14 protein-coding genes are annotated in these 14,062 nt (G+C 36.7%); 6 read left to right on the top strand and 8 right to left on the bottom strand.

Features of this window, described 5'->3' with window-relative positions; genetic code table 11:
* Positions 1-251 precede the first annotated feature (251 nt).
* The 3 genes from BMS_RS01660 to BMS_RS01650 are packed head-to-tail and all read left to right on the top strand — an operon-like array spanning position 252 to position 2,915.
* Positions 252-1,022 (top strand): transketolase, encoded by a 771-nt coding sequence (locus tag BMS_RS01660; protein ID WP_044557175.1) that lies wholly within the window; start codon positions 252-254, stop codon positions 1,020-1,022.
* The gene (locus BMS_RS01655) at positions 1,019-1,954 is read left to right on the top strand and encodes a transketolase family protein (protein WP_014243048.1); all 936 of its coding nucleotides are present in this window, start codon (positions 1,019-1,021) and stop codon (positions 1,952-1,954) included. Before BMS_RS01660 ends, BMS_RS01655 begins: the two co-directional genes overlap by 4 nt.
* A complete protein-coding gene (locus tag BMS_RS01650; protein WP_044557174.1) occupies positions 1,947-2,915 on the top strand; it encodes a glycosyltransferase family 2 protein in 969 nt (322 codons plus the stop codon). The genes BMS_RS01655 and BMS_RS01650 overlap by 8 nt, the downstream gene beginning before the upstream one ends.
* On the opposite strand, the gene BMS_RS01645 is transcribed toward BMS_RS01650, so the two are convergent.
* Positions 2,887-3,516, bottom strand: coding sequence for a class I SAM-dependent methyltransferase (locus BMS_RS01645; protein WP_014243046.1), 630 nt, complete (start codon positions 3,514-3,516; stop codon positions 2,887-2,889). The two genes, BMS_RS01650 and BMS_RS01645, sit on opposite strands and share 29 nt — an antisense overlap.
* A gap of 24 nt (positions 3,517-3,540) precedes the next feature.
* Positions 3,541-4,227 carry a class I SAM-dependent methyltransferase gene (locus BMS_RS16580; protein WP_014243045.1) on the bottom strand — a complete coding sequence of 229 codons (687 nt, stop codon included), beginning with the start codon at positions 4,225-4,227 and terminating at the stop codon, positions 3,541-3,543.
* A gap of 104 nt (positions 4,228-4,331) precedes the next feature.
* Here BMS_RS16580 and BMS_RS01635 point away from each other — a divergent pair, with 104 nt between their 5' ends.
* The 3 genes from BMS_RS01635 to rfbB are packed head-to-tail and all read left to right on the top strand — an operon-like array spanning position 4,332 to position 7,778.
* Positions 4,332-5,900 (top strand): hypothetical protein, encoded by a 1,569-nt coding sequence (locus tag BMS_RS01635; RefSeq protein ID WP_014243044.1) that lies wholly within the window; start codon positions 4,332-4,334, stop codon positions 5,898-5,900.
* Complete coding sequence (rfbA, locus tag BMS_RS01630) at positions 5,897-6,766, top strand: glucose-1-phosphate thymidylyltransferase RfbA (protein ID WP_014243043.1); 870 nt, start codon at positions 5,897-5,899, stop codon at positions 6,764-6,766. Before BMS_RS01635 ends, rfbA begins: the two co-directional genes overlap by 4 nt.
* A 1-nt stretch (position 6,767) precedes the next feature.
* Positions 6,768-7,778, top strand: a complete 1,011-nt coding sequence (gene rfbB, locus BMS_RS01625; protein WP_014243042.1) for a dTDP-glucose 4,6-dehydratase — start codon at positions 6,768-6,770, stop codon at positions 7,776-7,778.
* A 33-nt stretch (positions 7,779-7,811) separates the two neighbouring features.
* Here rfbB and BMS_RS01620 read toward each other — a convergent pair whose 3' ends face one another.
* The 6 genes from BMS_RS01620 to BMS_RS01595 form a co-directional block, all read right to left on the bottom strand.
* Positions 7,812-9,008, bottom strand: a complete 1,197-nt coding sequence (locus BMS_RS01620; protein ID WP_014243041.1) for an O-antigen ligase family protein — start codon at positions 9,006-9,008, stop codon at positions 7,812-7,814.
* Positions 9,009-9,020: 12 nt separating this feature from the next.
* A complete protein-coding gene (gene galE, locus BMS_RS01615; protein ID WP_014243040.1) occupies positions 9,021-9,995 on the bottom strand; it encodes a UDP-glucose 4-epimerase GalE in 975 nt (324 codons plus the stop codon).
* Entirely contained in the window at positions 9,988-11,094 is a 1,107-nt protein-coding gene (locus BMS_RS01610) for a glycosyltransferase (protein WP_014243039.1), read from the bottom strand. The genes galE and BMS_RS01610 overlap by 8 nt, the downstream gene beginning before the upstream one ends.
* Entirely contained in the window at positions 11,091-12,125 is a 1,035-nt protein-coding gene (locus tag BMS_RS01605; protein WP_014243038.1) for a hypothetical protein, read from the bottom strand. The genes BMS_RS01610 and BMS_RS01605 overlap by 4 nt, the downstream gene beginning before the upstream one ends.
* 68 nt (positions 12,126-12,193) lie before the next feature.
* Positions 12,194-12,991, bottom strand: coding sequence for an Hsp70 family protein (locus BMS_RS01600; RefSeq protein ID WP_044557172.1), 798 nt, complete (start codon positions 12,989-12,991; stop codon positions 12,194-12,196).
* Positions 12,992-13,258: 267 nt separating this feature from the next.
* Entirely contained in the window at positions 13,259-14,008 is a 750-nt protein-coding gene (locus tag BMS_RS01595; RefSeq protein WP_014243037.1) for a helix-turn-helix domain-containing protein, read from the bottom strand.
* Between the last annotated feature and the right edge of the window lie 54 nt (positions 14,009-14,062).

Below are 14,062 nucleotides of genomic sequence, written 5' to 3'. Positions count from 1 at the left end.
TACAAAACTAGACCTTCAAGCCAGCTATCCTCACTGCTTCCCCAACCTAGGACTCTCACTTCGACCAAAGTAAAAATACTCGAAACGAGAATAAAATCTAGATTTAGCAACTTATTTTCCAACTAGACGGATAGCCCTCATTAAACATAACTATTTTTTAGAGTTTCCATACAATCAGTTAAAAAAAAATCATTTTATTATTGTAATAAAATGATATCTTTAACCCATTGTCCATAACTAGGTATTTTATAATGAATAAGAATAGCGCTTGCAAACAAGTTCGTAAAGACATCGTCCGAATGGCCCTACAGAGCAAGACAGGACACATAAGCTCAGCATTATCAATGGTTGAGATTCTCGTTTGCTCTTTTTTCAACATGAGAAGTGGAAAAGATAAGTTCATACTTAGCAAAGGACATGGTGCACTATGCCTTTACGCAACATTGAAATATTTTGAGTATATGACTGACTCTGACATCATGAAATACCACAACAAAGAATTTAGTTTTACATCCTTTATCAGTGACCCCTTCCCAGAGGGTGTTTTTTTCACCTCTGGCTCTCTAGGACATGGGCTATCAGTAGCTGTCGGCTCGGCACTCTCTGATCGCCTAAATGGAAACAACTACAGAACGATTTGTGTAGTTTCAGACGGAGAACTTCAAGAAGGAAGCATATGGGAAGCAGCACTATATGCAGGAGCGAACAAACTTAACAGCCTTACAGTAATTATAGACAACAATAAGCTCCAAGCTTTTGGAGAAACTGATGACGTTGTACCAATGGGAGATATCGCTCAAAAATTTACAAGCTTTGGTTTCCACTCAATCTCCATTGATGGCCATGATACAAATGCGATAAACCTTGCCCTAGAAACAAACACTTTTGACAAACCACTTGCAATTATAGCAAACACAACAAAAGGAAAAGGGATCAGCTTCATGGAAAACTCTTTAAGCTGGCACTACCTACCAATAACTGAAGAGCTGGAAAAAGTAGTAAAAAAGGAGATTGGACTATGAAAAATGCACTCCTAAACTCAATCTCCAACAGACTTAAAAATGATAAAGATGCAATTTTCCTAACTGCAGATCTTGGCTTCATGCTCCTTGAAGAACTACAGGAAAACTTTCCAGATCAATTTTTCAACGTAGGAATCTCTGAAGCAAATATGATTGGCATAGCAGGAGGCCTTGCTAGAACAGGAAAGTCCGTCATATGCTACTCTATGAGCCCCTTCGTAACATTAAGATGCCTAGAACAGGTGCGAATGCATTTATCTATCGGACAACAAGACATTACCCTAATTGGTGTAGGTGCCGGATATGCATATGGACCACAAGGGTGCTCGCACCACTCAGTAGAAGATCTCGGCGTGATGCTATCCATGGCAGGCATTAACATATACTCCATTATGTCTCCGTCTGACCTAGAAAGAACCGTAAAACATCAAGCAAAATATAAAAAACCCTCATACATAAGAATTGGTCGATCTGAGCCGTTCGCACTCAAAAATTCTAACTCCAAGATCATTGAAATTGACTTGATCCTAACAAACAAATCGACACAGAATGACCATATTCAAGTTTTTACAACAGGCTCAATGACCAACTATGCCACAAAAGCATTTGAATCCATATCTTCAGAATTAAATAGCAAGTTATCAATATACAACATAACCCAGCTTAAGCCATTTCCGACAGAGTGCTTACTAAAAGCCATAGGAGAGAACTCAAAAATACTAACCCTTGAGCAAAACATTCTCAATGGAGGACTATCATCACTAATTGCAAATCAAGTACTACAAAATCAATTAAAAATAAAATCTTTTAATTCACTTAATCTACCTGATGAGTTTATAAAAAAAGCTGGATCAGAAAAAGACCTAATGAGACTTGCGGCAATTGATGAACTATCCATAGCTAAAAAAATTCGAGAGATTGACAATGAATAGAGCCCATTATGACGTTTCTGTTGTGGTCCCATGCTACAAGGATGAAGGAAACATACTAGAGCTTTACGCCAGACTATCGTCAACACTTAAAGACAAGCAACTTACCTATGAAGTTATTTATATCAACGACGGAAGCCCAGACAACTCCAAAGAAGTTCTGAACTCTCTAGCTGATAAACACCCAGAGCTTACAGTAATACACCACAGTAGAAACTTTGGATTAATGAGTGTCTATGACACAGGTGCAAAACAATCTCTTGGAGACTGTGTCATCTTTATGGATGGAGACCTTCAGGACCCTCCAGAGGTAATTCCAAAGTTTATAGACAAATGGAGAGAGGGTTACGACGTTGTATACGGCCAAGCAATAAGTAGAGACGAAAAGCTCCTAAGAAAAATCGGCTATTGGCTCTTTTACAGACTCTGGGACAAACTTTCAAACTTCGAAATCCCTCACGACTCAGGAGACTTCTCCCTCATAGACCGAAAAGTTGTGGATGTAATCAACCAGCTCCAAGAAAAAGAGAGGTTTTTCAGAGGACTTAGAGCATGGGTAGGCTTTAAGCAAACATGTGTCCCATTCCACAGAGACAAACGATTTTCCGGCACAACCACCCAATCATTATATAACTATCTGTCCTGGGCTATTTTCGCTATAACATCCTTCTCCCACAAACCACTAAGGTTTCTATCACTAATTGCAGTTGTCACAGCAGGGATTAATATTCTCTGGTTTCTGAGCCTCCTCTTAATGTATATCTTCAACATTAAAGGACCAGAGGGCTACCTAATGCTTATATCTCTCAACTTGATCCTAGGAAGCCTCCTTCTAATATGCCTAGGCACAATCTCAGAGTATATCACAAGAATCTACTCCGAAATAAAAAGAAGACCAACTTCAATAATAAGTGAAACCATCAACTGCCATAGGCTTAACTTTTCTGAAAATAATAAACCCTAAAGTCACAGACTTTAGGGACTTTAATAAATGTAGGATAAACTGGCACAACTTCCGAAGATAAAAGCTCAAGATCAACGGCAGAAGAGACCAGCTTATCTAACTCCTCCTTACTCCTAAGAAACTTACCCTGCTCCAGCTTCATAAAAATTCTATACATCAAAGGATCCGAAGAACTAGTCTCCAAAGGATCGGTTATTAAAAGTCTACCGCCAACAGAAACAAGTTCACATGCAGACCTTAAAAGCTCCACCAATAACTCATCAGAAACATGATGCAACATTCCTGGCAACATAACTAGGTCAAACTTCTCCTCCCTGCTCATTTTCCTCAGATCAGCACAAACAAAGCTGACATTCTCTATATTTCGAAACGACTTCTTTGCATACCCTATCACCCTACTATCAATATCAACCCCTAAATACGTCATATTATGATACGGAGCAAAAGCAGGAGTAAGATTCCCCAAAGAGCACCCCACCTCAAGCACAGAACTTTCATTATTATAGTACCTTCTCAACAGCCTTCTTTTAGCGAAAGTCGCACCAATAGTAATTTGAAACAATCGCCATAAATTAGAAAATGTAGATTGATTAATTCTCACAAAACCCCCATCTTAAAAACTAAACTACTTCTTTTGAACGAGATAGCAAAATTGTGCTCCAAATGGTATCCAGAACATAAACCTCTCGAAAACACGAAACAACTTGGGTCGAAACGGAAAAAAACCAATATAAGATACACTAGAGCACTGAAAATCTCTACTACTGAAAACACTATCTAGCGCTCTACGATTTAAAAGAGACGCGTCTTTATCCTCTTCACAGTTCGAAACAATATATCTTGTCGCAGGATTCAAGGGGTTATGCTCAAATACAAAGATCCATCCACCACTACGAAGTAAGTTTCTACATTGAGTCGAAAACTCCTCCCTCTCTTCCGGAGGCACATGATGAAGAACATTTACAATCACAATAATATCGAATTCTTTTTCCTTTTTCAATTCCTTCAAACTTGAGAAAATGGAGACCTCAGGATTTCGTTTCGCAGCAAGGTCTGCACTTTCCAAACTAATATCAAAACCACACACATCATTACTAAGATCCTTCAGGTACTTTAGAGTCTCTCCAACCCCACAACCAAAGTCCAAGATTCGAGGATTATCTCCAATTCCCAAGGACGGTAATCTACGCCTAAATTCATCTATTTTTAATTTTGTAAAAAAAGTAATATCCAAACCAGACATAGAAATATTTTCATTAACAATATCCTCATAAGTGCTAGGAGACTCATCAAAAACATTCTTCTTTTTCATTGCAATCCTTAAATATTTTCTGAGATTTACATCTCTTCACTTCTAAACCACAGCACAGATTAAACACTTGTAAATTAGAAATTACCAATATAAAATGATCCTCTATGATAGAGAAACACAAAAACTACTTTTTTATATCAAGTGTTGCTATCTTTATATTTTCAAAATTTCTTTTCGTATCAACTGTTGAGCTTTCAAGAAAACTTCCCACCGAGGCAGATGATGCATACATGTATACCTCGAGAGTTAATATTCTCAACAAATGTGCAAAAAATGCCTGCAACAGCATTGAGGGCATCAAGTCTGATATTAATTCAAGATCCAACTCAGAAGAAATAGCATTTAGAAAAGCAGTTGACCGAGCAGGCGTACTAGTAGTCTACAAGCCTCTTTACACCCTACTACTAAAAGCACTCAATACTTTCTCTAGTGACATAACAAAGACATACAAAGTATTTAGAATACTTTCTGTGATCTTTATATCTAGTGCAATTGCATACTTAATTTACCTCCTATTCCCTAAGTTTATTGCAAGCTGTCTACTTATTATAACAAGCCCTGCAATTTTCAAGGCCCAGGGGATACATATAATGGTTCCCTCAAATCTAGCTCTAGGAATTTCTGCAGTCTCATGGGCGCTAGCAATCAAAAGAAAAAGCATTATACTAATTATAATAATTTCTGCACTATCTATGTTGTGCCACCCAATGGGAAAACTATATAGTCTTGTTACAATAATGCTTACAGTTTTCAACAGTGAGGAAAAGCTCTTAAAAAGCCTCCTGAGAAATTCTTTATTCATTCTTATCACGGCCGCAGCCCTACTTATCCCTATCTTAGTAAAAGACGTTCCACTTAGCTTCAGCCTCCCCACTGCAGACAACAAGGACATCTTTACAATTTTCCTTAATAACCTCTCAATGGCTTTCGGGAAACTTAATAGTGCCTCTAGCATACTTCAATGTAGCTTAACCCTACTTATAGTCCTTACGGCTAATTACTTTCACAAGAAAAACCTCATAACAAGACCCTCCCTTCTCTTTAGCTACGGTATTATTTTACTTGTTTTTCTCTCTCTTTTTCATAACCTCCCAAGGTACCCTCTCGAGCTATTTAATAGAGTTGAACTTATTTTTAGATTTTTAAAATACGCCTGGATCTTACTCCTAGCCCAATTCATCATAAGCTATATTCCAAGGACCTTCAGTAAGCCTCTAGAAAACACAATCAAAGGAATCGTAATAAGTCCTGTTCTTGTATACTTTTCAATTTTAATGATTACTGATACCAAGACTTACTTTCTATCAATGAATAAAAGAATCGATAGACATAACTACCAGCAGTCAACAGAATTCATTAAACACATTGACAACCACCTTTTACAGACTGATCTATACTTAATTAATGACGAAATTTTATTTTATATGTACCTCTCCTATGGAAACCTAGACAAAAGGATTGTTTTTTTAAAGATGCTATCCCCTGAAAACCTAAAAGAAATTACCAATAAATACATTGGAAAAAATGTGTACATCACTCAAACTTCATACAATACAAAAACCACCCCCTACACGATCGAGAGCAAGCCAGTGTTTGAAAGTAATGGATATCGACTTTACAAGCTCTCAAAAGATCAGTTAGTTATAAAGAAATCGACAAAGGTAAATATATGAAGGGAATAATTTTAGCCGGAGGAACAGGTACAAGACTTTATCCTGCAACCCTCCCCATAACAAAACAACTTCTTCCAATCTACGATAAACCAATGATCTACTACCCATTGTCAATACTTATGTTAAGTGGTATTAGAGAGATACTAATCATATCTACCCCTGAAGATCTCCCCTTATACAAAAAATTACTTGGTTGTGGAGAAAGATGGGGACTTAAGCTATCATACGCCGAGCAAAAAAAACCAGATGGACTCGCTCAGGCGTTTATCATTGGAGAAAGCTTTGTTGGCAACGACAAGGTATGCCTAGTACTTGGAGACAACGTGTTCTACGGAACAGATTTATCCGAAAAGCTCCAAAAGGCAGTAAAGCTCAATAATACCTCCGCAGTAATCATGGCATACCACGTTCAAGATCCCAAGAGATATGGAGTAGTTGAGTTCTCAAAAGACAAACAGGTAGTAAGCATTGAAGAAAAGCCTCATCACCCTAAATCAAACTATGCAGTTACAGGAATCTACTTTTACGACAATAGCGTTATAGAAATAGCTAAAACTATTAAACCCTCTCCGCGAGGAGAGCTAGAAATAACTGACATAAATAAGGAGTACATGAAGAGAGGGGCACTTTCAGTTGAACTACTCGGCAGGGGAATAGCCTGGTTTGATACTGGTACACACGAAAGCATGCTTGAGGCGTCCACCTTTATTTCAACAATTGAAAAAAGGCAAGGTCTCAAGATTTCTTGTCCAGAAGAGATTGCCTACAACAAAGGCTACATCTCTAAACAAAAACTAAAGACTCTTGGTGAAAAACTTTCAAAGAGTCAGTATGGGCAATACATTCTAAACCTAGTTAAGGAATAATATGAAACCAACAATTATACTTACAGGATGTGCAGGCTTTATAGGAAGTAACTTTGTCAACTCAATTGCCCAAATAAATGAGATAAGGAAAGCATACAACTTCTTAATTATAGACAACCTTACCTATTGCGGAATATATGAATCAATTAAAGAGTCTATTGATAACAATGAACACCTTTCCTTCAAAAGGATCGACATCAGAAACCCATCTGAAGTCGCTGAACTTAAAAAGATTAAAAACCCTCATGGAATTATACATTTTGCAGCTGAATCCCATGTTGACAACTCAATCAAAAATCCCAATATATTTATTGAAACAAACATAATCGGAACGTTAAATCTACTCAACTTATCACTAAAACTCAGAGAAACAAATTCCAACTTTCGATTCCTACACATAAGCACTGATGAGGTCTACGGCTCCCTAAGAGAACTTGAAAATGCTTTTACAGAAAATCATCAAATCAAACCAAGCAGCCCCTACAGTTCCTCAAAAGCAGGCTCCGACCTTTTAGTAAAATCATATTTTCATACATACTCACTCAATACTGTTATTACTCGCTGTTCCAACAACTATGGCCCTTTTCAGTTTCCGGAAAAACTTATTCCTAAAACTATAATCAATGGACTAAGCGGTATGCCAATACCTATTTATGGAAACGGAATGAATATACGTGACTGGATTTATGTAGATGATCATAATAGAGGAGTTTGGGCTGCATACACCAAGGGAAAATCTGGAGAAACTTACAACCTAGGAGGAGAATGTGAAAAAAGAAATATAGAGATTGCTAAGAATATTTTAAAAAGAATAAATAGAAGTGAAGATTTAATTATATACACCGAAGATAGACTTGGACACGATTGGCGCTATGCTGTTGACATTAAAAAATCTCAAGAGGAACTTAGTTGGAAGCCGAAAACTTCTTTCCCCGAAGGAATAGACAAAACTATTGAGTGGTACAAAGAAAATCAGAAATGGGTACAGCTAGCACAAGCAAGGATCATATAATATCAATTAAGTGTACATAACATGAAGCACAACTCAAGGAGTCCCCTCACTACTACACTTCTTAAGTCTAAAAATTGTCCAAACTCCCATAAGCAAAAATAAGTTCTCTCCATCTCCAAAGGTGTACTGAAATAATCCAGAAGTAAGAAAGCTTACCACAAATGGAAATGTTAGAATGCCTGTAAGATCTTTTCTTTTATATGACTCCATTAACCACGTAACAAAGAAGCCGAGAGTACAAATAAACCCTACAATTCCCGTTGACGCTAAATGCTCCAGAATATTATTGTGGGCATGTCCCCCAAAATCTGGATAAGCTATATTATACTTCTTTTTTATTTCTTTTACATTTGGCTCAAAGTTTCTATAACCCCAACCAAAGAGTGGTCTCTCCTTGAAAGCAGCGTACGCCGTCAGATAGAAGGCAATTCTCTGATCATTGGAAGTAGATCTATTGCTCACCATGTCTTTTACTGTGCTACTTGTAAAAAATGCAGTTGTGACTAGAGTTATTAAAACTACAATTGAAACTAGGAAGACCTTAATATTTTTCTTAAAAAAGAAGGCCCCAACACCTGCGATATAGCCAAGCCATCCTCCTCTAGCGAAAGAAAGCACAGTACCAACTAATCCAAAGAGTGTGGCGATATATAAAAGGGGTCTGTTCACAATATTTTTCTTTAGAAATACAAGTGAAGTCATAAGAACAGCAAAAAGACTTACTCCATAACCATAAGTCATATACATTCCGTACAGACCACATGCTCTTGTCGAATGACAAGCTGACTTCATCTTTATTGGATTAAAGCCAGTATAGAGACCAATTAGGCCTGAGATAGTAGCTACCGTTGTTGCAATCAAGAAAGTATTGATGAGAATATTCTTCTTTTTTGGAGATAGGTCTTCATCAATGAGTCTTTGCACTGCAAAGACTCCAAGCCATGGAATAATGAAGTATTTAATTTTAAAGAGATTCTTTAAAGGATTCTCTAGGATATCTAAATTAAAGATTACTGAGAGAATAATAGACCCAATCATAAGAAGTAGAAAAACTGAACTTCCAGATAATTCAATTGGTTTTTCTTTCTTAATAAAGTCTTTATAAAAAAAGTAAACACCCGGAATAATTAAGAGTACATGACTGATCGCACTTATACTTACCGAAGTAAAGATTCCAACAGCAAGAATAAATAAAGATGCATAGGTAAGTTTAAGTGAGATTTTGTGCATGATATAATTTCCCTACAATTCTCTTTCCCAATCTAGTGCAGTTTTTACAATTACACTTAGATCATTATATTTAGGTTTCCACCTAAGCTTTTTTGAAATCTTTTCCGTTTTTGACATTAACACAGGAGGATCACCATCCCTTCTTGGAGCAACTTTAACTCTAAAGTTCACTCCTGACACCCTCTTTACAACATCAATAACCTCTTTAACGGTAAATCCATTACCATATCCACAATTCATTACTTCAGACTTACCACCACCAAGAAGATAATCAAGAGCATCTAAGTGGGCCCGAGCCAAATCATCAGTATGAATATAGTCCCTTATACAGGTTCCATCTCTCGTCTCATAGTCGTCTCCAAAGATTAAAAGTTCTTCTCTTTTTCCAAGCGCCGCTTCACAAGCAAGTTTTATAAGATGAGTTGAAAGAGGGGAACATTGCCCAACTCTTCCGTCAACACTTGCACCTGCAACATTGAAGTATCTTAAAGCAATATATTCAAAGTCCTTATGAGCTTTTGCTACATCTTGTAACATCCATTCTGTCATCAACTTAGTTCGTCCATATGGGTTAATCGGATTTGTTGAAGTTTCTTCAGTACAAACTCCACCCGCAGGCTCCCCATAAACAGCAGCAGTTGATGAGAATATAAATTTATTAATATTATTTTCTACACAGAGATTAATTAGGTCTAAAGTATTTTGAGTATTATTATTATAATACTTTAAAGGATTTTCAACACTCTCTGGAACAATTATAGACCCAGCAAAATGAAAACAAGCATCAAATCTTTCTTCTTGAATCAATCCCTCTAGTTTCTCAATATCCTCTAGCTCACCGACAACTAAGCGCCCAAAGGTTACACTCTCCCTTCTTCCTGTAGATAAATCATCGTAAACAACGACTTCATGCTCGGTTGATCGAAGTAAATTTACAATATGTGAGCCAATATACCCTGCTCCTCCGGTAACCAAAATCTTAGCCATTTTTACTTTCCATAGTCTTTTCTACTAAATGTTTTATTTTCTCTATGAATTTTTCTCTCGAAAACTCTTCCGCTCTAGAATAAAGATTAGACCTTACGAAGACTTTTTTCTCGAAATCTGCGACTGCACCAATTAAGCCTGCTTTATCTTGCTTATCAAAAAATACAGCAACATCATCATTCAATGTTTCAAGTACACCACCAAACCGATATGCGATAACTGGTGTCCCACTGGCCAACGCCTCTAACGGAGTTATCCCAAAATCCTCAGTACCAGGAAAGACTAGGGCCTTAGCTCTTGAAAAGTGTGTTACTACTTCTTCTCGTGACAAATTTCCTAAAAATTCAATATTTTCATTAGCAATTTCTTTAAGATAATCCTCTTGTTGGCCTGAGCCAATAATTTTTAATTTCTTACCTAGTTTGTTAAATGCACTTATCGCCAAGTCTACTCTCTTGTTTGGAGCAAAAGCCGTTACCATTAAATAATAATCTTCTTTTTCTGCCGGGCTTTCTTGGTTCTCTTTAAAGTCTTTTAGGTCTACAAATGGATGAATGACATCACAATCTAATTGATAATATTTACGAATTCTTTCTTGAACAAAATTAGCATTTGCAATTGGAACATCAACATTTGAATTACTTTGCAAATCCCATTTAATTAAGTAGTTTTTAAATATCATTGCTCCAAGTCTTTGATAAAAAGGTGCTTCCTTACCAAAATAAACATCAAACTGATCATACAAATACCTCATTGGACTATGGATATAGCTAATATGCTTTGCCCCACTTGGCTTGCGAACTCCCTTTATTACACAATGAGAAGAACTTATAACTAAATCGGCATCTTCAATAATCTTTAAACTTTGTGCAGCAAGAGGAAACAAGGGAAGAAATTTTCTGTAGTGTTTTTTTACTCCAGGTATATAGTTTAAAAATGATGACTTGATTTTTCTATTTTCAATTATAGGACTAGTAGAACCCTTGTCATATATCAAAGTGTATAGTGGAGCATCCGGAAAAATCTCACAAAATACTTCAAGAACGCGCTCTCCACCTCTAAAGCCAGTTAACCAATCATGAAGTAATACGACTTTCAAAGCGTCTTCCCCCCAAGATCAATCATTAACTGAGTATCCACTTTCCATTCTCTAGAAAGCTTACTTTCCATAGAGACATATGAGCAACTTCCCCACTGGATACGCTCAAACAATGTGGGGTTTACTATAAACATTCTCTCTTTTCTAAATTCAAAAGGAACCTCTGAGACTGACTCCCTAAAGATTACCTCTGAAATAAAAGTTTTTTCTGCAATATTTCTAGGGAAGTCATCCTTGTCTCCAACAATATAATATTTTGAAACTTTGGAGAGGTTATAATTTTCTCCCATTCTTTCAATTCGACTTTGCATAACCTTAGAGTGCTTAACTCTTATTGGAATTGATTTTGTCTTAGCGAATGCTCTCTTTTCTCTATTTAAGTACTTTGAAAACTTCATTCCAGGTCGAATTCTCTGAATTAGATCCTTTTGCTTCTCTTCTCTCTTAGCGGCATCTCTGACATGGCCGTAGTGATAAATATGAACATCACTTTCATAGACCTTAGTAAAACCTGAAAACCCTTGTGCGTCTCCGTGATTAACAACATTCGAATTAACTTTTACTGCTCGAATCTCACATGGGTACCATCGTTTATTAATTGCAATTCTATAATGGCTCATCCAAAAGTGAAAATACCTAAAACGAATAGCATCACATCCACTTCTTTCAGCCTCATCAATATCTTTTCTAAGCTGCTCAAAGTCATCTTCATGAATAATTTCATCGCTTTGAAGATAAATTGCCCACGCACCTTCTTCAGACGCATGATTCTCACGTAACTTTGACAATGCAATATTGGTTTGCTCAGAAAAGACTAAACCACCATCACCCATTTTACTCATATCCCAAATAGTCGGGATAACTTCAACCTTAGAGAACTTCTCAACCTCTGCACTGGTACCATCATCATTTTCACCGAGAGCAACATAACACTTGTCCACAAGCGACTCCATACAGTTGAGCATTTCCCTAAAGGGATAGTCGTAGCGGACGCCGTCCTTCATAAATGTGAAGCCATACAAAGTATTCATTCAACCTCATTCTAAAATTATTAAGATTATAACCAACAAGACGTTATTCGGCTATTTTAAAAAATCCTTCACTCCACACCCCCAACAACATCATCTTGATTCTTAGAAAGAACGACTTTCTCCTCTCCAAACTTTCCATTGATGAGCTTTAGAATTTGAGGATTTTGAACACTTCCACCAGTGCAGAGAACTTGATCAATATCCATCTCCTTCAGTTCTGCGAGGAGCAATGCTTCATCAATAGTGTCCATGATTTTATCTAATGGGTCTTGTGCTGATTCATGAAACTTCAATCTACTTAGCTTTGATCCGAACTTAACTCCACTCCTACTATAGAAAAGCTTTTTTTCCATAAATTTTGAAAGCTCAATTTTTGAGAGTTCAACTTCCTTCATAAGATCAAATCCTAACTTTGAATCAAATAGATTTTCCAAATTCATCACCTTTCTTATATCTTCCTCATCCTCCAAAAATTCCAAAGCATCTTCAGTATAGCGAGAGATTTCTTTGCCATTAATAAGGGAGAAAATTGCAGGACTACATAATTGGCTCAAAAGCTTCTTAGATATTCCATGCTCAATTTGACTACCGGGCTTCTTGAATTTAACCCTCGATCCTAACTCTGGTAATATAAAATTCTTCATCAGTGAATAGTCGAAGCTATCCCCTGCTACATTTATTCCACATACGGACAAGATATCAGAAGAGTCGAATTTTCCGTTATTCATTCTAATGGCACTAAAGTCACTTGTTCCCGCTCCCAGATCGGCGACTAGCACATTTAATCCTTTATCAGTCTTTATCTTTACACTTTTAGCTGCTGCTTCAGGCTCATAAGTAAAGCTCACCTCATTAAAGCCCGCCATGCGCAAAAGCCTTCCCAAACTCAGTAACAGCTCCCAAGAGAGTATTACTCGTTCCAAAATCTAATGTGTATTTTAAGACCTTTGCCATATTTTTCCCTTGAATAAAAAACATGACTAACAAGGCAAGCGAGATGGCAACTTTTTGCTCTCGACTTAGAACAAAAAAAGGACGCGATTATAGTATCCATTTATTTCAAATATTATTTACACTCTTCTCGCAGTTAGCTTGAGTCCAAATACGCTGAGAATCTTATTCATTAAGATGAATTATTTTATTTTTGGGTACAAGCTGTCGGTGCAGAGAAGGTAAAACATAGGATGATCACCTTCATTTTTCTCATCACTCAAGATATTGTCTATGTCTTTATATGCTTGATTTAAAATGTTAATTACCTCTGGAACAACATCCTTCTTCACTCTTTTACAGTCAACCCAAAGCATACTATTCCAATCCCCATCAACATATACTTCAAAGCATTCGTCCAACAAAGTTTTACTTATACTTATTGCTGCCTGAGGATCTAGTTTAATAAAGTGATTTACTTCTCCCACAAAACCTTTCATATCAACACTTATAACATTTTCCTCAATCAGCTTTTCTAGTCTCAACTCCCCTATCTCTCCAAAAACTCTCTTTATTTCACTCTTTGTGACATCTTTACAAACAAGAGTATACAAAATGAGAAGTGCAAATTCTCTTTTTTGAATATATATACTTAGCTTATCCCCTGAGTTGACTCCATCTTCAGTTGTGTAAAAGTCTCTAAATGTTTTACTTACAATAGGATAATGCTTACTCAGATAACCCACAATCTCAGCATGCCTCCCAACCCCACCAAGAATCTTTACGACTTGGTCAATCGTAGGATTTGATACGTCTCCTTTTTCAATTCTGTTGAAGGAAGAACTGGTCACACCAAATTTCTTAGCAATTTGCTGACTACTTAAATTAGGATGAGATTTTTTATAGGTTGCAATATGTTCGGCTAAAATATTAGCAATAGTTTTATTTTCCATTACTAAATTTTAATTATCGATGGGAAAATAAACAAGCCTGCAGCAAAGAATATG

Source organism: Halobacteriovorax marinus SJ (assembly GCF_000210915.2).
Classification (GTDB): domain Bacteria; phylum Bdellovibrionota; class Bacteriovoracia; order Bacteriovoracales; family Bacteriovoracaceae; genus Halobacteriovorax; species Halobacteriovorax marinus.
The sequence above is the reverse complement of the archived record's forward strand: the minus strand, read 5'-3'. Positions and strand labels throughout refer to the sequence as shown.